Raw genomic sequence first — 20,513 nt, 5'->3', positions numbered from 1 at the left:
CGGGCGTCCCACAAAACGTGTTGCATGGGGCCGGAAAGCGCACTGACGCATCCACGCCGGCCGATTGCGCAAAAGAAAGGAGAGAACGATGAAACACCACGACCAGGTCGCCGACGCATTCGGCACGACGGCCGCCGCCTACCTGACGAGCACGGTCCACGCGACGGGCGCCGACCTGCAGACGCTCGCCGACGCGGTGCGTGCGACGCCCGATGCCGCGGTGCTCGATCTCGGCTGCGGTGCCGGCCACGCGAGCTTCGCGGTCGCGCCGCACGTGCGCGACGTGGTTGCCTACGATCTCGCCGCGCAGATGCTCGCGACGGTCGACGCCGCGGCGCGCGAGCGCGGGCTCGCGAACATCCGTACGCAGCAGGGCCCGGCCGAGAAACTGCCGTTCGAGACGGCGACGTTCGACTGGGTCGTGAGCCGGATGAGCGCGCACCACTGGCACGACATGCGCGCGGCGCTCGCCGAAGTGCGCCGCGTGCTGAAGCCGGGCGGCCGCGTGCTGATGATCGACATCGCCGGCAACGACCATCCGCTCCTCGATACATACCTGCAGGCCGCGGAAGTGCTGCGCGACGCGTCGCACGTGCGCGACTACCGCGCGGACGAATGGCTCGCGATGTTCCGCGATGCCGGCTTCGACGCGCACGTGCACAGCCGCTGGCGGCTGCCGATCGATTTCGATACGTGGGTCGCGCGCATTCGCACGCCGGCCGACAGCGTGACCGGCATTCGTGCGCTGTGGGCGCATGCGCCCGACGAGGTGCGCGGCTATTACGCGGTGCAGCCCGACGGATCGTTCGAGCACGACGCGCTGCTGATCGACGCGCACTGAGCGTGCGGTGCGCCGGCACGGTTTCGTCGACGCCCGCGAGCATGAAAAAAGCCGCGATACGCCACCGTGCATACGGTGGGTATCGCGGCTTTCACGTCGCCGGCCGGCGCGGCATCGCGCCGCGCCGCATGCGGATCAGCCCGTGTTGCGCAGGCCGGCCGCGATCCCGTTGATCGTCAGGTGAATCCCGCGGCGCAGCCGCGCGTTCGTGTCGCCCGCGCGGTGGCGCTTGATCAGCTCGACCTGCAGGTGGTTCAGCGGATCGAGATACGGGAAGCGGTTCTTGATCGAACGCGCGAGCAGCGGGTTGGTCGCGAGGCGGCCTTCGTGCCCAGTGATTTCCGCCAGCGCCTGCGACGTGCGCTCCCATTCCGCGACGATCCGCTCGAACACGTGCTTGCGCAGCTTGCGGTCGGCGACCAGTTGCGCGTAGCGCGACGCGACCGCGAGGTCGGTCTTCGCCAGCACCATGTCCATGTTCGACATCAGGTTCGAGAAGAACGGCCAGGTCTTGTTCATCTTCTTCAGCAGCGCGACGCGCTTCGTGCGCTCGGCTTCATCCTGCGCGCCGTCGAGATACGCGCTCACCGCGCTGCCGAAGCCGTACCAGCCCGTCAGCAGCAGCCGGCACTGGCCCCACGAGAAGCCCCACGGAATCGCGCGCAGGTCCTCGATCTTGCGCTGCTTCGGATCCTGCAGCTTGCGCGAGGCCGGGCGGCTGCCGATGTTCAGCTCGGCGATCTCGGTGATCGGCGTCGACGAGAAGAAATAGTCGGTGAAGCCAGGGGTTTCGTAGACGAGCGCGCGGTACGCGGCCATCGCCGAATCGGACAGCGTCTGCATCGCGGCCTCGAACGCCGGCAGCTGCGCGGGCGCGTTGTTCTGCGGCAGGAGCGTCGCCTCGAGCGTCGCGGCGACGACCGTCTCGAGGTTCCGGCGGCCGATCTCCGGGTTCGCGAACTTGCTCGCGATCACCTCGCCCTGTTCGGTCAGGCGGATCTGGCCGTTCACGGTGCCCGGCGGCTGCGACAGGATCGCCTGGTAGGTCGGGCCGCCGCCGCGGCCGACCGTGCCGCCGCGGCCGTGGAACAGCCGCAGCGTGATCTTGCGGTCGCGGAACAGGTCGACGAGCGCGAGTTCCGCGCGATACAGCTCCCAGTTCGACGTGAGGAAGCCGCCGTCCTTGTTGCTGTCCGAATAGCCGAGCATCACTTCCTGCTCGGCGCCCTGGTGCGCGATCAGCGCGTCGATGCCCGGCAGCGCGAAGTATTCGCGCATGATGCGCGCGGCGTCGCGCAGGTCGGGAATCGTCTCGAACAGCGGGATCACCATCAGGCTGTTGCGGGCGTTGCCGCCGGGCACGCCGAGCGCGCCTTCGAGCAGGCCCGTTTCCTTCTGGAGCAGCAGCACCTCGACGAGGTCGCTGACGGTTTCCGTATGCGAAATGATGTAGTTGCGCACCGCGCGCGGGCCGAATTGGGCGCGCACGTCGCGCGCCTTCTCGAACACGCCGAGTTCGCTCTGGGCGAGCGCGGAGTATTCGAGGTACGGCGAGCGCAGCGGACGCGGATCGGCGAGCGCGGCGAGCAGCACGCGCAGCTTGTCTTCCTCGGCGAGCGCTGCGTAGTCGGCCTCGACGCCCGCGCGCGCGAACAGCTCGGCGACCACGGCTTCGTGGATGTCGGAGCTCTGGCGCAGGTCGATGCTCGCGAGATGGAAGCCGAACACTTCGGCCGCGCGCACGAGCGGCGCGAGGCGCGGCGCGGCGAGCGACGTGCCGTGGTGTTCGTCGAGCGATGCGGTCAGCACCTTCAGGTCGGCGACGAACGCTTCGGAATCCGCATACGGGATCGCGCGCACGGGCGGCGCGCCGCGGCCCGCGCTGCGCACGGGCACCGTGCCTTCGCCGAGACGCACGCGCGCGCTTGCGGCGAGCCGCGTGTAGATGCCGATCAGCGCGCGACGATACGGCTCGTCGACGCGGTGCGGCGACTGGTCGGGCGACGCGGCCGCGAGCGCCTTCACGGCGTCGTTCGCGCCGACGAGCAGGTTCGACACGGACAGTTCGGCGCCGAGCTTGTGCACCTGTTCCAGATAGTGCTCGAGGATCACCGCGGCCTGGCGGTTGATCGCTTCGTCGAGCGTCGACGCGGTCACGTTCGGGTTGCCGTCGCGGTCGCCGCCGATCCAGCTGCCCATCTGGAAGAACGCGGGGACGCGCGCGGACAGGCCGTGCTCGGCGAGCGCGGCCTCGATGTCGCCGTACAGCGCGGGCAGTTCGTCGAGGAACGTCGCGCGGTAGTACGACAGCGCGTTCTCGATTTCGTCGCCGACCGTCAGGCGCGCGTCGCGCAGCATGCGGGTCTGCCACAGCGTGGTGACGCGTGCGCGCAGCATCGATTCGTTGTACTGGCGCTCGCGGCTGGTCAGCTCCTGGTCGCGCTCGGCGAGCAGGCGCGCGATGTCGTGCTGCGCGTCGAGGATGCTCTTGCGCTGCACTTCGGTCGGGTGCGCGGTCAGCACCGGCACGATCAGCGCATCGTCGAAGAAGCGCTGCAGCAGTCGCTTCGACGCGTTGCCGGTCGTTTTCAGCTGCTCGAGTGCGTACGCGACGGTGCCGGGCTGCGACGCGGAGCCGGCCAGCGCGTGGATGCGGCGGCGGCGGTTGTGGTGGCGATCTTCCGCGATGTTCGCGAGGTGCGAGAAATAGCTGAACGCGCGCACGACGCTCACCGTCTGCTCCGGCGTCAGCTTGCGCAGCTTCTTCTCGAGCGTCTGCGCAGCTTCGCTGTCGTCCTCGCGGCGGAACTTGACGGCCGTCTGGCGGATCGTCTCGACGACGTCGAACACGGTGTCGCCTTCCTGCTCGCGCACGACGTCGCCGAGCAGGCGGCCGAGAAAGCGGATGTCGTCGAACAGCGGGCCGTCCTTGTCGTCGCGCGTGCGGGTGCCGGCCTTCGTCGCACCGGCCGTGCGGGCGGCCGGGCCGGCGGCTTTCGCCGTGCGTTTTGTCTGACGTATCGGGTCTTTCGGTTTCGTTGCCGTTTTCGCACGGCCGTTCGCGGCGGTGGCGACGGTGTCCGTCGAGGCGTCGGAGGAGGACAGGGCAGCATTGCGGCGCGCCGTACGCGCCGATCCGGAAGACTTCACGATGGGTTTCCTTGGGAAAGCTCGAGTCAAAAGGAACTGCGGAAACTGCGAAACTGCGGTCAAGCAACCAGCTACGTGCGGCACATCCGCACATCGGCGCCGCGACCCGCCCGGCGGCAGGCCGGACGCAGGCTCCGGGCCCGGGCGGGCGGGGGCGTGCGTGCTACCATTGTTCGATCTTCAATCCCGTCCTTCGATGTTCCAGCAATGAATTCCGAGACTCCTGCGGCCGGGCCGCAACAGGCACAGCCGCCCGCGACGTTGACGATTGCTTCGCGCGAGAGCCGCCTGGCGATGTGGCAAGCCGAACATGTGCGTGATGCGCTGCGCAAATTATATCCAGCTTGTGACGTGAAAATCCTCGGAATGACGACGCGCGGCGACCAGATTCTCGATCGCACGCTGTCGAAGGTCGGCGGCAAGGGCCTGTTCGTGAAGGAACTGGAGGCCGCGCTGGCCGACGGCCGCGCCGATCTCGCCGTGCATTCGCTGAAGGACGTGCCGATGGCGCTGCCGGAAGGCTTCTCGCTTGCCGCGATCATGGAGCGCGAGGACCCGCGCGATGCGTTCGTGTCGAACGACTACGCGTCGCTCGACGCGCTGCCGGCCGGCGCCGTGGTCGGCACGTCGAGCCTGCGCCGCGAGGCGATGCTGCGCTCGCGCTACCCGCACCTGGACGTGCTGCCGCTGCGCGGCAACCTCGACACGCGCCTGGCGAAGCTCGATCGCGGCGATTACGCGGCGATCATCCTGGCGGCCGCCGGCCTGAAGCGCCTCGGCCTCGAAGCGCGGATCCGCGCGCTGCTCGACGTCGACGCGAGCCCGCCCGCCGCGGGCCAGGGCGCGCTCGGCATCGAGATCGCGTCGCACCGCGACGACGTCGCCGCGTGGCTCGCACCGCTGCACGACCCGCAGACCGCGCTCGCGGTCGAGGCCGAGCGGATGGTGTCGCGCGCGCTCGGCGGCAGCTGCGAGGTGCCGCTCGCCGCGCATGCGGTGTGGCGCGCGGGCGAGCTGTACCTGACGGGCCGCGTGTCGACGACCGACGGCAAGCGCGTGCTGACTGCCGAGGAGTGCGGGGCCGTCATGAGCGTCGCTGATGCGCTCGCGCTCGGCCGCGCCGTGTCCGACGAACTCGAGGCGCAAGGCGCGCTCGAGATCGTCCAGGCGCTGCTCGCGGGCTCGCAGGCCGCCGGCAAGGGCGACGCCTGATGGCGGGCGGCGCGCGCGCGTTCACCGCTGTCCTGACGCGCCCGGACGGCCAGTCCGGCGCGCTCGCGTCGCAACTGGCCGAGGCCGGTTGCGACGTGCTCGAATTCCCGTTGATCGATATTGCGCCCGTCGACGATCCGGCGCCGCTCGACGCCGCGTTCGCGGCGCTCGCCGATTACGCGCTGGTGATTTTCGTGTCGCCGAACGCGATCGACCGCGCGCTCGCGCAGTACGGCGCGATCTGGCCGAACGCGCTGCCGGTCGGCGTGGTCGGGCCCGGCAGCGTCGCGGCGCTCGAGCGTCACGGCATCGCGGCGCCCGCGCATCGCGTGATCGCGCCGCAGGCGCCGGCCGACGGCGGCGTACCCCATTACGATTCGGAAAGCCTGTTCGCGTGCATCGAGGCCGAATTCGGCGGCGCGCCCGCGCTGGCGGGCAAGCGCGTGCTGATCGTACGCGGCGACGGCGGGCGCGAATGGCTCGCCGACCGGCTGCGCGAGGCCGGCGCGGACGTCACGCTCGTCGCCGCGTACCGGCGCGTCGTGCCCGAGCCGCGCGTCGGCGCGTGGGAGCGCGTGCATGCGCTGCTCGACGGCGAACCGCATGCGTGGCTCGTCACGAGCTCGGAAGGCGTGCGCAACCTGCACGAACTCGCGCGGACGCATCTGAACGATGCCGAGATCGCCGCGCTGAAGCATGTGCCGCTCGTCACGCCGCATCCGCGAATCGAGCAGACCGCGCGCGCATTGGGTTTTGATAGGATTACGCTGACCGGCGCGGGCGATGAGCGCATCGTCCGCGCGTTTCGAACGATGGCCGACGAGGCCGTCCAACCGGCGACAGCCGCACCGGTGACTAAACGCATGACAGATACCAACGATTCCAAAAGCGTCGCTTCCCAGCCGGCCGCTGCATCCGCACCGCCGTCCCGTCCCGCCTATATGGCGTCCGAACCACCCGCGCGCCGCGGCGGCAGCGCGGTGCTGTGGTTCGTCGTCGTCGTGCTCGGCTGCGCGGCGGGCGTCGGCGGCTACGCGCTGAACCGCAAGATCGACCGGCTCGACGGCACGTTCGTCGCGCGCCAGAAGGCGCTCGACGCGCAGACGGCCGAAACGCGGATGAAGACCGAGCAGGCGCTGGCGAGTACGCACCAGGTCGACACGCAGCTCGCGCAGCTCGACGGCAAGCTCGCCGACGCGCAGAGCGCGCAGCAGGCGCTGCAGCAGCAATACCAGGACCTGTCGCGCAACCGCGATGCGTGGATGCTCGAGGAAGTCGACCAGATGCTGTCGAGCGCGAGCCAGCAGCTTCAGCTGACCGGCAACACGCAGCTCGCGCTGATCGCGCTGCAGAATGCCGACGCGCGCCTCGCCACCTCGCAGAGCGCGCAGGCCGTCACGGTGCGCAAGGCGCTCGCGCTGGACATCGAGAAGCTGAAGGCCGCACCGGCGGCCGACCTCACGGGCCTCGCGATCAAGCTCGACGACGCGATCGCGAAGATCGACGCGCTGCCGCTGTCCGGCGAGGCGATCGTCCCGCACGAAGCGCCGAAGGCCGCGCCGGCCGTGGCCGCATCGTCGGCCGTGGCCGGCGAGCCGCGCTGGAAGGTGTGGTGGCACGACTTCTCGGCCGGCCTCGGCCAGCAGCTGAAGGGGCTCGTGCAGGTGCGCCGGATCGACAACGCGGACGCGATGCTCGCGTCGCCCGACCAGGGCTACTTCGTGCGCGAGAACGTGAAGCTGCGCCTGCTGACCGCGCGCCTGTCGCTGCTCGCGCGCAACGACGGCGCGATGAAGGCCGACTTGCACGCCGCGCAGGCGTCGCTCGGGAAGTATTTCGACCAGGCATCGAAGGACACGCAGACCGTCGAGGATCTGCTCAAGCAGGTTGACGGCGCATCGCTGACGGTCGCGGTGCCGAACCTGAACACGAGCCTGAACGCCGTTCAGCAGTTCAAGAGCCGGGGGTAACGATGACGCTTCGAGGAATCGTCTGGCTCGCGGTCCTGTTCGCGATCGCCGCTGCGCTCGCCACCGTCGGCCGTTTCGACGCGGGGCAGGTGCTGCTCGTCTATCCGCCGTACCGGATCGACGTGTCGCTGAACCTGTTCGTGATCGCCATCGTCGTGCTGTTCATCGTCGTGTATGCGCTGCTGCGCATCGTGCGCAACATCTGGCGTATGCCGCAGCGGGTCGCCGCGTATCGCGCGCGTTCGCGCAACGAGAAGGCGCAGGCATCGCTGCGCGACGCGATCGCGAATCTGTACGCGGGCCGCTTCTCGCGCGCGGAGAAGGCCGCGCGTGAAGCGCTGTCGGTCGACGCGAACCAGGGCGCGGCGAGTCTCGTCGCGGCGACTGCCGCGCACCGGATGCACGAGTACACGCGTCGCGACGACTGGCTGTCGAAGGTCGACGCACCCGAGTGGCAGGACGCACGGCTGCTCGCCGCGGCCGACATGCGCGCGGACGCGCGCGATGCCGACGGCGCGCTCGCCGCGCTGGCCGACCTGCAGGCGGGCGGCAAGCGTATCCATGCGCAGCAGGTTGCGCTGCGCGCGCAGCAGCAGCTGAAGAACTGGGCCGAGGTGCTGAAGCTCGCGAAGGCGCTCGAGAAGCGCGAGGCGCTGCATCCGGCCGCAGCCGTGCGGCTGCGCCAGCAGGCTGCGGAAAACCTGCTGCGCGAACGCCGGCACGACCCGGACGCGCTGCTCGAGGTGTGGCAGTCGCTGTCGCCGGTCGAGCGCCAGTCGCCGCGTCTCGCCGATCTCGCGGCCGATCTTCTCGTTCCGCTCGAGCGCCGCAACGAAGCACGTCGCATCGTCGAGGACGCGCTTGCCCACAACTGGGATGCGCGCCTGCTGCGCCGTTACCCGGATACGGCCGGCGCCGATGCGCTGCCGCTGATCCAGAAGGCCGAAGGGTGGAAGAAGGATCACCCGGAGGATGCCGACCTGCTGTTCGCGCTCGGCCGCCTGTGCCAGCAGCAGCAGCTGTGGGGCAAGGCGCAGTCGTTCCTCGAATCGGCGCTGAAGCTCGCCGACAACGAGGCGCTGAAGGTGCGTGCGCATCGTGCGCTCGCGCGCCTGTTCGAGCATCTCGGCGAAACCGACAAGGCCGCGAAGCACTACCGCGAAAGCGCGCTCGCGATCACCGTGGTCTGACGCGGGCGGCGTGGCTGCCTGCCGCAGGCGGCCCGCGCAACCCGCGCAAGAAAGCCCCGAATGCCGGAAGGCCTTCGGGGCTTTTTTTCGTCCAGGGCGGGCCCGGACGACACGTCATGCGCCGAGCTTGCGCAGCAGGTCGTCCTCGCTGGCGACGAACCACACCGATTGCCCGCGATTCGATTCGCGCACGAGTGCGCGGAACGCTTCGCTGCGGGTGAGCCAGCGCTCGATGTCGCCGACTACGCCGAGCCTGACGCCGTAGTTGACGAGTTTCTGCAGGACGGCGCCCGCGAGGCCGCTTTCGAGCCGGTAGAAGTCGTCGTGCAGCGCGTCCGCGGGCACCGCGATCCAGTCGGCTTCGTGCTCGTGCGCGAGGGCGACGAGGTCGAGCGCATCGCTTTCCCGCTGCACGACGGCGGCGGAGGGATCACGGACCAGTACGCGGCGGCCGGCTGCCTGAACGATTCGGTGGGGCATGTCGATGGTTTCCGTCGACGCGAGAAACGCGAGTACGGTGTCGCGTTGCCCGCGGATGAAGTGGGGCTGCTCGGGAAGAAACAGGATCTGCGCGTGCGGCACGAGACGCGTCAGGCGCTCACGCGTGTCGCGCGAGTCGAGCATCACGTCGCGGCCGCCGACGATCGCCAGCGTGGGCACCGACAGCGTGCGCAGCACGTTGTCGGCGAACACCGGAATCGGTTCGATGCGCGGGCGAAACCCGCGGTCGACGGCGTGCATCAGCGCGAGCGTGTCACGCTCGGCCGCCGTCGACGCGGGCGGCAGGCGGCCGAGCACGCGCCGTCGCACGCATGCGCGCCCGGCATCGCCGAGCAGCAACAGCGGCAGCGCCCACCATAGAAACCGCTTCTGCCGGCCGATGCCGGACGGGCAGAGCAGCGCGAGCCGCGTCACGCGTGCCGGCCGCCGCAACGTGAAGTCGAGCGCCGTTCGCGCCCCGAGCGAGATGCCGACGAACGCGGCACGTGACACCTGCAGGCCGTCCAGCACGTCGTCGAGCCACTGCGCATGCGCGTCGCCCTCAAGCGGCAGTCGCGACGGCGCGCTCGGTCCTGCTTCGCCGATCACGTCGATCGCATGGAGCCGGAAGTGTGTCGACCATTGCGCCGCGTAATGCTGCCAGCTCGCCGCCGTCGTCTGCGCGCCGTGGATCAGCACGACCGGCGGCGCGTGCTCGGGGCCGCAGGCGATCACGTGCGTCGCGCCATGGCGCGTCTGCACCGTGACGCGCCGATGCCCGGCCGGCCAGTGCGACAGCGCGGCGTCGTAAGCCGCGCGAATGGCGCGTGCATGGCGCGGCGACCTGAAGATCGCGCTCATGTCCCGCTTTGCTGCAGCAGCGCCTCGAGCGACGACATCAGCACGGCCGTGTCGGCCGGCGTCGCGGCGACGATGATCTTGACCTGGCTCGCGGCGGGATCGAACGTGACGTCGATCCGCACGGGGTCGACGTACGACGTGCGGCCGGACGCCATCGCATGCAGCGATCGCGACAGGTACTGGTGCAGCGACTGCGACGCGTCCGGAATGTCGACGATGCTGGTGACGCGCACCGCACGCGGCACGGGCGCGGGCGGCTCGGTTTGCGCGAACGTGGCGAGGTCGGTGTCGAGGATGCGGTAGGCGCGGCCGACCCGCGTCGCACGCAGCTTGCCCTCGCGGATGAAGCGCAGGACGGTCTTCGGGTGGAGGCGCAGGCGGGCGGCGGACTCGTCGACGGTATGGAACATGATCGGCTCGTGATGCTCAATATGTTCCATATTATTCCATGAAATAAGGATCAATAGGGAGTATTGTGGAAGCCATGGCATCAGCACTGGCGGGATGCCGAGCCGGCATCGTCCGGTCGGCACGCATGTGGAAGCAGAAACGCCCCGCTGGCCGGAGCGGTTCCGACCAGCGGGGCGTTTCCGGGGCGGATCGTCCGCCGGCAGGGGGGCGCCGATGCGCCACGCGTCATTTGTCGACCAGCCGCTTCGGCACCGACAGCGCGAGCAGCCCGCCGAGCACGAGGAACCCGGCGAGCATGTACATGCCCGAATCGTTGGCGCCCGTCGCCTGCTTGAGCCAGCCCATCAGATACGGGCTCAGGAAGCCGGCGAGGTTGCCGATCGAGTTGATCATCGCGATGCCGGCCGCGGCCGCCGTGCCGCCGAGGAACGCGGTCGGCAGGCTCCAGAACAGCGGCAGCGTGGTCAGGATGCCGATCGTCGCGAGCGTGAGGCCGAGCATCGCGAGCGCGGTCTGGTGCGCCCAGACCACCGACAGCACGAGCCCGAGCGCGCCGATCGCGGCCGGAATCGCGACGTGCCAGCGGCGTTCGCGGTGCCGGTCCGCGCTGCGCGCGATCAGGATCATCGCGACCACTGCGGCTGCATACGGAATCGCCGACAGCAGGCCGATCATGAACGTGTCGGTCACGCCGGTGGCCTTGATGATCGTCGGCAGCCAGAAGCCGACGCCGTAGAGCCCCATAACGAACGAGAAATAGATCAGCGCCATCAGCCACACGCGCGGGCTCGACATCACGGTGCCGAGCGGCAGGTCTTCCTTGGTCGCTTCCTCCGCGTCGACGTTGCGGGTGAGCAGCGCCTTTTCCTCGTCGGTCAGCCACTTCGCCTTCGAGATCCGCTCGTCGAGCGAGAAGAACACGAGCACGCCGGCGAGCACCGACGGGATGCCTTCGAGCAGGAACAGCCATTGCCAGCCGTGCCAGCCGCTCACGCCGTCGAACGCTTTCAGGATGAAGCCCGAGATCGGCCCGCCGATCACGCCGGACAACGCGACCGCCGTCATGAAGAACGTCGTCATCCGGCCGCGCCGGTGCGCGGGATACCAGTAGGTGAGGTAGAGGATCACGCCGGGGAAGAAGCCTGCCTCGGCGACGCCGAGCAGGAAGCGCATCACGTAGAACATCGCGGGCGTCGTGACGAACATCGTCAGGATCGAGATCACGCCCCACGTTGCCATGATGCGGGCGATCCACACGCGCGCGCCGACCTTGTGCAGGATGATGTTGCTCGGCACTTCGAAGAGGAAATAGCCGAAGAAGAAGATCCCGGCGCCGAGCCCGTAGACGGTGTCGCTGAGATTCAGGTCGCTCGCCATCTGCAGCTTCGCGAAGCCGACGTTCACGCGGTCGAGATACGCGACCACGTAGCACAGCAGCAGGAGCGGCACGAGCCGCCACGACACCTTGCGATAGGTTGCTTCCTCGAATGCGCCGGACGAGCCCGGCAGCGATTGCGTCGATGTTGCCATGTTGTCTCCTGTCCTTGTAATTGGCCGGAGAAGGCGTATCGGTGCCTCGTCCGGAGTCGTGCGAAGCCATGCGCGTGTGCCGCGGCGGTTGCCGGCCGCGGCACGCTGCGGCAAGGGGGATACGGCTAGATGCAGCGCCCGCCGTCGACTTCGAGACAGACGCCCGTGATGAACTCGGCCTCGTCGGATGCCAGGTACAGCGCCGCGTTCGCGATGTCCTGCGGCGTCGAGAAGCGGCCGAGCGGGATCGTCGCGAGGAAGCGGCTGCGGTTCTCAGGGGTATCCTCGCAGCCCATGAATTCCGTCATCAACGCGGTTTCGCCGAGCACGGGGTTGATGCAGTTCACGCGGATGCGGTCGGCGCCGAGTTCGGCCGCGAGCGACTTGCTCGCGGTGATCATCGCGCCCTTCGTGCTGTTGTACCAGACGAGGCCCGGCCGCGGCCGCACGCCGGCCGTCGACGCGACGTTCACGAACACGCCGCCGCCCCGCTCGCGGAAGTACGGAACGAAGGTCTGCACGCACCAGAACAGGCTTTTCATGTTGACCGCGTACACGCGGTCGAATTCGGCTTCCGACACGTCGAGCACGGGCTTGTTGCGGTGCGTGGTGCCCGCGTTGTTCACGACGATCTGCACCGCGTGGAAATCGTCGAGCGTCGCCTGCAGCAGCGCGTGCCAGTCGTCCTGCCGCGACACGTCGCCGGCCACCGCGATTGCCTTGCCGCCCGCGAGCGCGATCTCGCTCGCGACACGCTCGGCCGCCGCGCCGTTCAGGTCGTTGACGACGACGTTCGCGCCTTCGCGCGCATATGTCTTCGCGATGCCTTCGCCGAACCCCGAGCCGCCGCCCGTGACGATGGCCGTCTTGCCACTCAACCGCATGGTGTGTCTCCTGTGCTGGATTTAGTGTCGTCGTGCTTCGGCATGCGGCCGCGCGCTGCCGGCCGCATGCCGCGTCCTGCTTGTCGCGTGTTCAGCCGTGCCGGATCGCGATCGTTTTCAGCGCGGTGAAGCCGTACAGTGCCTCGAAGCCTTTCTCGCGGCCATGCCCCGAATGGCCGACACCGCCGAACGGCAGCTCGACGCCGCCGCCCGCGCCATAGTTGTTGATGAATACCTGGCCGGCCCGCAGGCGCCGCGCGACACGCATCTGGCGTGCGCCGTCGCGCGTCCAGATGCCCGCGACGAGGCCGTACGGCGTGCCGTTCGCGAGCGCGACGGCTTCGTCTTCGTCGACGAAACGCATCGCGGCGAGCACGGGGCCGAACACTTCCTCCTGCGCGAGCCGGTGCGACGGCGGCACGTCGCGCAACAGCGCGGGTGCCTGGTAGAAGCCGCTTTCGGGTGCCTCGGCGACGACCTGCCCATGAGCGGCCATCGGAATGCCGTCGTGCTGCGCGTCGGACAGGAAATCCCACACGCGCTGCTGCTGCTTCGCGTTGATCAGCGGGCCGCAGTCGAGGTCGGCACGGCTCGGGCCGACGCGCAGCCCGTTGAACGCGGTGGCGAGCCGCTCGACGAGCGGCTCGTACACCGCGCGCTCGATCAGCACGCGGCTGCCGGCCGAGCAGGTCTGCCCGCCGTTCTGCACGATCGCCGATACGAGCACGGGCAGCGCCGCCTCGAGGTCGGCATCGGCGAACACGATCTGCGGCGACTTGCCGCCGAGTTCGAGCGTGACGGGTACGTGGTTCTCGGCCGCCATCTGCGTGACCAGCTTGCCGGTGGCCGGGGAGCCCGTGAACGAGATGTGGTCGATGCCGGGATGGCGCGCGAGCGCGGCGCCGGCCTCATGGCCGTAGCCGGTGACGATGTTGAGCGCGCCGGCCGGCAGCCCGGCCTCGGCGGCCAGCTCGGCGACGCGCAGCAACGATAGGCACGCATCCTCGGCCGGCTTGACAACGCATGCGTTGCCGGCCGCGAGCGCGGCGCCGACGCTGCGCCCGAAAATCTGCATCGGGTAGTTCCACGGCACGATGTGGCCCGTGACGCCGTGTGGCTCGCGCACCGTCAGCACGGTGTAGCCGGCTTGATAGGGAAGGGTTTCGCCGTGCAGCTTGTCGGCCGCGCCTGCGTAGAACTCGAAGTAGCGCGCGAGCGCGGCGGCATCCGCGCGTGCCTGCTTGAGCGGCTTGCCGGTGTCGCGTGCCTCGATCGTGGCGAGTTCCTCGAGGGAATCGGCCACGCGCGCCGACAGCCGCATCAGCACGCGGCCGCGCTCGGCGGCGCTTTTGGCGCCCCATGGGCCCGCGAACGCGTCGCGGGCCGCGGCGACCGCACGCTCGATGTCGGGCGCCGTGCCGCGGGCAATGGCTGCGAACGGCTGGCCGTCGGACGGATCGACGACCGCGATGGTTTCCAGTTGCGCAGGCAACGTCCATTCGCCTGCGATGAAGTGCTTCGCCTCTTCCATGCGTGCTCCTGTCTTCGCGTCGACCGCCGACGGTGCTCCGGCGCCGACGCCGATTCCATGCAACGCGGCCGGTGGTTCGACGGCCGGACATCGGGAACGATTATCGCGCCGATCGTCATCCGGACGCCACCGGTCGATTGGCTATAATGGCGCATTCCGTTGGGGGACGCCTGCGGCGATGCATCGGCCGCGGCGCCCTGTCCCGAATTCCCATCGACCTACAGAGAGTGCTCATGAGCTTCAACCATGTTCCGGCCGGCAAGGACCTGCCGCAAGATTTCAACGTGATCATCGAGATTCCCGCGCAAAGCGACCCGGTGAAGTACGAGGCGGACAAGGAACTGGGCCTCCTCGTCGTCGACCGTTTCATCGGCACGGGCATGCGCTATCCGGTGAACTACGGCTACATCCCGCAGACGCTGTCGGGCGACGGCGATCCGGTCGACGTGCTGGTGATCACGCCGTTCCCGCTGCTGGCCGGCTCGATCGTGCGTTCGCGCGTGCTCGGCATGCTGCAGATGACCGACGAGTCGGGCGTCGACGCGAAGCTGGTCGCGGTGCCGCACGACAAGGTCTGCCCGATGACGGCCAACCTGAAGTCGATCGACGACGTGCCCGAGTACCTGAAGGACCAGATCAAGCACTTCTTCGAGCAATACAAGGCGCTCGAGAAGGGCAAGTGGGTGAAGGTCGAAGGCTGGGCCGGCATCGAAGCCGCGCACAAGGAAATCGCCGACGGCGCAGCGAACTACAAGAAGTAAGCCGGCTGGCCGGCCTCGCGGCCGGTTCGTTCGGAACGCAAACCGCGCGTGTCTCGTCAGGAGGCCGCGCGGTTTTGTTTTGTGCGCGGGCCGGCGCCCGGGGTGGCCTTCTTTCGGGGGCGCGCGGGGGCCGGCGCAGGCAGGGCGGTCGCGTTCGATGCGCTTCTCGCACGATTCGCGCGCGTGGCGCGGCGGGTGGCGGTGACGGGATTCGCCGGGGTTTCGACCGTGTCGGTGGTGGTTTTTGTTGCCGATGCACGGCTGCGCGCCGGCGCGGCAGCAACGTCGGTGCGTGGTTTGGCGACGGACTTGCCGCCGGCTGCCGGCGCTTTCCGCTTCGGTGCGGCCTTCGTGGCCGATTTGCCGCGAGACGAGCCCTTTTTCACTTCGGCCGCGTCGTCGGTCTTCGCACGCTTCGTGGCAGGCGTGGCCTTGGTCTTCTTGGGCGCCTGCGCGGCCTGTCCGCGCTTCACGGTTTTTGCGGGCACGGACGCTTTCCCGTCATTCCCGGCCTTCGCGGCTTTCTTGACGGGCTTGTCCGTTTCAGCGGCCTGCGTCGCGATGTCGACAGACTGCGCCTTCGCCTTCTTCCGCCCGCGCTTACCGGCCTTCAACCCTGCCTTCAACCCGGCCGCATCGACGTTCCCGTCGATCGACATCCCGGCCGGCAACACCGACTCGAGCGTCCGGATCCCGGCCGCCAGTTCGCGTTTCTGCGCGGCCGTGAGCCGCTTCACCCAGTACTCGGCACGCGATGCGATCGACCGGTCGGGCAGCGGGAACGACGCGAGCACCGCGCGCGGCTTGCGCGAGCGCGTATAGCGCGCGCCCTTGCCGGACGCGTGCTCGTCGAAGCGCGCGGCGACATCGGTCGTGATGCCCGTGTAGACGCTGTCGTCGGCGCATTCGATCAGGTACAGAAACCAGGACATGGCAGGGCGGCGGGATGCGAAGCCGCCAGTGTCTCAGAAAAGGCGCGCGTCAACGCCATCGATCGCCGTGCCCGTCGCGAAAACGGCTCGGCGCCGCGCCGAGTTCGCGCGTGAAGAAGCGCGTGAACGCGCTCGTCGAACGGAAGCCGACGCGCACGCCGATCTCGCCGATCGGCAGTTGCGTATTCAGCAGCAGGTCGCGCGCCTCGCCGAGCCGCGCCTGCGCGACGAGCGCATGAAAGCCGACCGCCTCGCGATGCAGCCGCCGGCGCAGCGTCCAGCGCGACATCGCGAAGCGCGTGCACACGTGCTGCATCAGCGTGTCGGTCGGTACATCGGCTTCGTCGGCGGTACGCAGCCAGTCGCGCACGCATTGCTCGACCGACGAGCCGAACGTCGAGCGCACGCGTACACGCTCGCGCGCGGCGTCGGCCGCGTGACGCTGAATGCCGGCGAGCGGCGCGTTGTAGCGTTCGAACGGCGTGTCGAAGTGCGCGGAGCGCAGCACGATGCGGTTGTGCGCGGCATCGAACGACATCGGTGCACCGAGCATGTCGCGCAGCGCGGCGGCGGGTGCGAATGCGCGGCCGGCGAAGGCGGCGTCGTCGACGCACACGTGCGGATCGTACAGGCGCGCGAGCGCGGCGAGGATCGCGAGGTTCGCGAACGCGCTGCCCGCGTGCCGGCCGTCGCCTTCGTTCACGTATTCGAGCGCGATCGCGTCGCCGTTCTCGTGCGCGAAGACCCAGTCGACGTTGCCGATCAGCTCGCGATAGTGCAGGTAGCCGTGCAGCGCGTCGCGCAGTGTCGCCGCGTTGCACGTGACGCCCGCGAGTTCCGGGAACGGCGCGAGCCACGGCACGACCTGCGGCGGCGGGCAATGCCACGACAGCGGCCATGCGCTCGTGAGCCGCATCGCGGCGACGTGCCGGTCGCCCGCGATGCGGCGCGTGTCGTCGGCAAGCTCGGCCGGACCGATGCCGAGCGTGTCGTAAAGCGGTGCGAGATCGATGCCGTTCGCGCGCGCGTCTTCGCACAGCCAGCGGTAGATCCGCACGGATACCGATTTCTGTTGCAACTCCATGTCTGTCCCCCTTCGTCATGCCGTTCGGGTTTGTCCCCGCTGCGAGAGGTCAACGCATGCTCCTGCCGGTCAAGCATGGTGACCGGTCAATTTTTAGACTCGGACGCTGGAGTGTGGCGACAAGTACAACAGAACGATTCAGGAGGATCAATGAAAACTTCGCTGTTCCGGTGTTCGACGATTGCGTCCGCGTGCGCGCTCACGGTGCTGCTCGCGTCGTGCGGCGGCGACGACATCCACGCGGGTCCGGCCGCACCGGCCGACCCCGATGCCGCGGCCGACCAGCGCGCGGCCGCGCTCGTCGCGCAGCTGACGACCGACGAGAAACTGCAGCTCGTGCACGGCACGGGCCTGCCGGCGCTCGACCTGGGCGGCCCGTTCCCGGCCGACGCACTCAATGGCGCGAGCTACATCCCGGGCGTGCCGCGGCTCGGCATTCCGGCCGTCAGCAGCGCCGATTCGGCGGGCGGCGTGAACGTGAAGAACGCGCGCGTGACCGCGCTGCCGGCGCCGGTCGCGCTCGCGGCGACGTGGGACCCGGCGCTCGCCGGCACCTACGGCACGCGTATCGCGCTCGAACTGCGTGCGCTCGGGTTCGCGGAAGGGCTCGGCGGCGGCGTGAACCTCGCGCGCGAGCCGCGCAACGGCCGCACGTTCGAATACATGGGCGAGGATCCGGTGCTGGCGGGCACGCTGAGCGCCGCGCGCACCCAGGCGACGCAGGCGCAGAAGGTGATCGCGACGATCAAGCATTTCGCGTTCAACGACCAGGAAACCAACCGGATGACGATCGATTCGGTCGTCGACGAGCGGACCATGCGCGAGGCCGAACTGCTCGCGTTCGAGATCGGCGTGAAGGACGGCCAGCCGGGCAACGTGATGTGCTCGTACAACAAGCTGAACGGCGTGTACGCGTGCGAGAACCCGTATCTGCTGACCACGGTGCTGAAGAACGAATGGGGCTTCAAGGGCGTCGTGCAGTCCGACTGGGGCGCGACGCATTCGACGGTCGCGGCCGTGCAGGCGGGGCTCGACGAGGAGGAACCGGGCGCGGCGGACGACAACAACGCGCCGCTCGGCTCGTTCTTCAACACGAAGCTGCGTGCGGCGCTGCAGGCCGGCAGCGTGTCGGCCGCGCGGCTGAACGACATGGTGCAGCGCAAGCTGCGCACGCTGATCCGCATCGGCGTGATGGACGCACCGCCGAAGCCGGGCGGCGCGATCGACGAAGCGGCCGGCAACGCCGATGCGCTCGCGATCGCGCGGCAATCCGCGGTGCTGCTGAAGAACGCGGCCGCGTCCGGCGATGCGCAGCCCGTGCTGCCGCTGGCGGCCGGCGCGCTGAAGTCGGTCGTCGTGATCGGCGGGCATGCGGACGCGGGCGTGCTGTCGGGCGGCGGCTCGGGCGCGGTGCCGGCGATCGACGGCAATGCGGTGACGACCTGCCAGCAACCCGCCGACACGCTGTTCGGCGGCTGTGCGACGTGGTACAAGTCCGCGCCGCTCGCGGCGATCCGCGCGAAGGCGCCGAACGCGGCGGTCAGCTACCTCGACGGAACCGACGCGAATGCCGCGGCGAGCGCGGCCGCGCAGGCCGATGTCGCGATCGTGTTCGCGACGCAGTGGCAGACGGAAGGGCTCGACCTCGCGAGCCTGTCGCTGCCCGATGCGAAGGCCGATCCGTACAACCAGCAATACGACCAGAACGCGCTGATCGCGGCGGTCGCGGCGAAGGCGAAGCGCGTGATCGTCGTGCTCGAGAACGGCAGCCCCGTGCTGATGCCGTGGCTCGCGAACGTGCATGGCGTGCTCGAAGCGTGGTATCCCGGCGCGCAGGGCGGCCAGGCGATCGCCGATCTGCTGTTCGGCGATGCGAACCCGTCGGGCCGGCTGCCGCTGACGTTCCCGAAGCAGGAGGCCGACCTGCCGCAGCCGGAGATCGATCCGTCGCGCACGCAGACCGTCTACGCGGAAGGGCTCGCGTACGGCTATCGCTGGTTCGACGCGAAGGCGATCGAGCCGCTGTTCCCGTTCGGCTACGGGCTGTCGTACACGACGTATGCGTTGTCGGCGATGTCCGCGCGGGCCGATGCGGCAGGCAACGTGACGGTCGGCGTGACGGTGACGAACACCGGCGCGCGGGCCGGTGCGCAGACGGTGCAGATCTACGCGGCACTGCCCGCGTCGCTCGGCGAACCGCCGAAGCGCCTCGTCGGCTGGACCAAGGTCGTGCTGCAGCCGGGCGAGGCGCGTACCGTCAGCGTTGCGGTGCCGGCGCAGCGCTTCGCGGTGTGGGATGCGAATGCGCATGCGTGGCGGATCGCCGCGGGCAGCTACGGGCTGTCGGCGGCGGCTTCGTCGCGTGACCCGCAGGCGCAGTCGACGACGGTGACGCTCGCTGCGCACTGAGCCGGGCAGCCACGCGGCATGCGGCGAGGCCGGTCGTGGTCTCGCCGCATGCCGGCACGTACCGGCACGTTCCGGCGCGCAGTCGTTACCCGGCGCCGCGCCGGAACGGATCGTGTTCGCGCAATTCGTCGACGTACGCGTGGATATGCTCGGTCTCGCGTTCGAGAAAGCGCGCGACGGCGTCGGAGAATGCCGGGTGCGCGAGCCAGTGCGCGGAGTGCGTGACGGTCGGCAGGAAGCCGCGCGCGAGCTTGTGTTCGCCCTGCGCGCCGCCTTCGAACGTGTCGAGCCCGGCCTCGATGCAGAAGTCGAGCAGCTGATAGTAGGCCGTTTCGAAATGCAGGCACGGCACGTGCTCGACCGCTCCCCAGTAGCGGCCGTACAGCGTGCCGCCGCCGTTCTCGCCGCGCCGGTAGACGGCGAGTGCGCTCGCGATCGGCTGGCCGCCGGCTTCCGCGATCACGAGCAGCAGGTTCTCGGGCATCGTCGCACCGATCGTGCGGAAGAAGTCGAGGTTCAGGTACGGGCTCGAATAGTGTTCGCGATAGGTCTGCCGGTAGCAGCGCGAGAAGAAGCGCCAGTCGGCGTCGGTGATCCGGTCGCCGGTCAGCCGCCGGAACGTTACGCCCGCCTCGTGCACCTTGCGCCGCTCCGCGCGGATGTTCTTGCGCTTCTTCTGCTCGAGCGTGCCGAGGAAATCGTCGAAGTGGCGGTAGCCGTCGTTGACCCAGTGGAACTGCACGCCTTCGCGCAGCATCATGCCCATCGATTCGAGGAGCGCCGCTTCGTCGCCGGTCGGGAACAGCACGTGCAGCGACGACACGTCGCTCTGCTCGGCGAATGCGAGCAGCGTGGCCGCGAGGCGGCGGCGCGCATCGTCGTCGGCCGCGAGCAGGCGCGTGCCCTGCACGGGCGTGAACGGCACCGCGCACAGCAGCTTCGGGTAGTAGGGCAGGTCGTTGCGCTGGTACGCGTCGGCCCAGGCCCAGTCGAACACGTATTCGCCGTACGAATGCTGCTTCGCGTAGACGGGCGCGGCGGCCGCGAGGCGGCCGGTGCGCTCGTCGGTCAGCGTGACGAAATGCGGTGACCAGCCGGTGTCGTCGACCGCGCAGCGCGCGACGTGCAGCGCGTCGAGGAATTCGTGGCGCAGGAAGGGCGTCGGCTGCGCGTCGCGGGCGAGCAGCGCGTTCCATTCGTCGGCCGGCACCTCCGCGGGGGACGACAGGATGCCCGTGCGATAATCGATGCGTTCGTGTTTCAAGCG

The 20,513-nt window shown here is 69.3% G+C and carries 15 protein-coding genes; 6 read left to right on the top strand and 9 right to left on the bottom strand.

Annotated elements, in window-relative coordinates; genetic code table 11:
* The first annotated feature begins 88 nt into the window (after window positions 1–88).
* Entirely contained in the window at window positions 89–841 is a 753-nt protein-coding gene (locus ACTJLD_RS36470) for a class I SAM-dependent methyltransferase (protein ID WP_027786741.1), read from the top strand.
* A 135-nt stretch (window positions 842–976) separates the two neighbouring features.
* Here the strand turns inward: ACTJLD_RS36470 and ppc are convergent, their stop codons facing one another.
* The gene (gene ppc / locus ACTJLD_RS36465) at window positions 977–3,991 is read right to left on the bottom strand and encodes a phosphoenolpyruvate carboxylase (RefSeq protein ID WP_124839279.1); all 3,015 of its coding nucleotides are present in this window, start codon (window positions 3,989–3,991) and stop codon (window positions 977–979) included.
* A gap of 207 nt (window positions 3,992–4,198) precedes the next feature.
* On the opposite strand from ppc, the gene hemC reads away from it, so the two are divergent.
* From hemC to ACTJLD_RS36450, 3 genes are read left to right on the top strand one after another with little or no spacing between them, the layout of a single operon-like run.
* A complete protein-coding gene (gene hemC, locus ACTJLD_RS36460; RefSeq protein WP_027786743.1) occupies window positions 4,199–5,203 on the top strand; it encodes a hydroxymethylbilane synthase in 1,005 nt (334 codons plus the stop codon).
* A complete protein-coding gene (gene hemDX / locus ACTJLD_RS36455; RefSeq protein ID WP_059697683.1) occupies window positions 5,203–7,173 on the top strand; it encodes a fused uroporphyrinogen-III synthase HemD/membrane protein HemX in 1,971 nt (656 codons plus the stop codon). The genes hemC and hemDX overlap by 1 nt, the downstream gene beginning before the upstream one ends.
* Before the next feature lie 2 nt (window positions 7,174–7,175).
* The gene (locus ACTJLD_RS36450) at window positions 7,176–8,363 is read left to right on the top strand and encodes a heme biosynthesis protein HemY (RefSeq protein WP_011352869.1); all 1,188 of its coding nucleotides are present in this window, start codon (window positions 7,176–7,178) and stop codon (window positions 8,361–8,363) included.
* A gap of 114 nt (window positions 8,364–8,477) precedes the next feature.
* Here ACTJLD_RS36450 and ACTJLD_RS36445 read toward each other — a convergent pair whose 3' ends face one another.
* From ACTJLD_RS36445 to ACTJLD_RS36425, 5 genes are all read right to left on the bottom strand, one after another.
* Complete coding sequence (locus ACTJLD_RS36445) at window positions 8,478–9,704, bottom strand: alpha/beta fold hydrolase (protein ID WP_440661170.1); 1,227 nt, start codon at window positions 9,702–9,704, stop codon at window positions 8,478–8,480.
* Window positions 9,701–10,114, bottom strand: a complete 414-nt coding sequence (locus tag ACTJLD_RS36440; RefSeq protein ID WP_334010685.1) for a helix-turn-helix domain-containing protein — start codon at window positions 10,112–10,114, stop codon at window positions 9,701–9,703. The genes ACTJLD_RS36445 and ACTJLD_RS36440 overlap by 4 nt, the downstream gene beginning before the upstream one ends.
* Window positions 10,115–10,340: 226 nt before the next feature.
* Window positions 10,341–11,645: an MFS transporter gene (locus ACTJLD_RS36435; protein ID WP_027786748.1), complete on the bottom strand. Its 1,305-nt coding sequence runs from the start codon at window positions 11,643–11,645 to the stop codon at window positions 10,341–10,343.
* A 125-nt stretch (window positions 11,646–11,770) separates the two neighbouring features.
* Window positions 11,771–12,529, bottom strand: a complete 759-nt coding sequence (locus ACTJLD_RS36430) for an SDR family oxidoreductase (protein ID WP_027786749.1) — start codon at window positions 12,527–12,529, stop codon at window positions 11,771–11,773.
* 91 nt (window positions 12,530–12,620) lie between these two features.
* The gene (locus ACTJLD_RS36425; protein WP_059697675.1) at window positions 12,621–14,060 is read right to left on the bottom strand and encodes an aldehyde dehydrogenase family protein; all 1,440 of its coding nucleotides are present in this window, start codon (window positions 14,058–14,060) and stop codon (window positions 12,621–12,623) included.
* A gap of 233 nt (window positions 14,061–14,293) precedes the next feature.
* Between ACTJLD_RS36425 and ppa the strand changes: the two genes are divergently transcribed.
* Window positions 14,294–14,821: an inorganic diphosphatase gene (gene ppa, locus ACTJLD_RS36420; RefSeq protein WP_027786751.1), complete on the top strand. Its 528-nt coding sequence runs from the start codon at window positions 14,294–14,296 to the stop codon at window positions 14,819–14,821.
* 56 nt (window positions 14,822–14,877) lie between these two features.
* Here ppa and ACTJLD_RS36415 read toward each other — a convergent pair whose 3' ends face one another.
* Complete coding sequence (locus ACTJLD_RS36415) at window positions 14,878–15,753, bottom strand: GIY-YIG nuclease family protein (RefSeq protein ID WP_440661168.1); 876 nt, start codon at window positions 15,751–15,753, stop codon at window positions 14,878–14,880.
* Window positions 15,754–15,802: 49 nt separating this feature from the next.
* Window positions 15,803–16,837, bottom strand: a complete 1,035-nt coding sequence (locus tag ACTJLD_RS36410; RefSeq protein ID WP_124534854.1) for a helix-turn-helix transcriptional regulator — start codon at window positions 16,835–16,837, stop codon at window positions 15,803–15,805.
* 150 nt (window positions 16,838–16,987) lie between these two features.
* On the opposite strand from ACTJLD_RS36410, the gene ACTJLD_RS36405 reads away from it, so the two are divergent.
* Window positions 16,988–19,246 carry a glycoside hydrolase family 3 C-terminal domain-containing protein gene (locus tag ACTJLD_RS36405; protein ID WP_440661167.1) on the top strand — a complete coding sequence of 753 codons (2,259 nt, stop codon included), beginning with the start codon at window positions 16,988–16,990 and terminating at the stop codon, window positions 19,244–19,246.
* A gap of 85 nt (window positions 19,247–19,331) precedes the next feature.
* Here ACTJLD_RS36405 and ACTJLD_RS36400 read toward each other — a convergent pair whose 3' ends face one another.
* On the bottom strand, window positions 19,332–20,510 hold the full coding sequence (locus ACTJLD_RS36400; RefSeq protein ID WP_440661166.1) for a GNAT family N-acetyltransferase: 1,179 nt from the start codon (window positions 20,508–20,510) through the stop codon (window positions 19,332–19,334).
* Window positions 20,511–20,513: the final 3 nt, after the last annotated feature.

The sequence above is a fragment of the Burkholderia sp. 22088 genome, assembly GCF_052045915.1.
Classification (GTDB): Bacteria; Pseudomonadota; Gammaproteobacteria; order Burkholderiales; family Burkholderiaceae; genus Burkholderia; species Burkholderia cepacia.
This window is presented reverse-complemented; position numbering and strand designations above follow the sequence as displayed.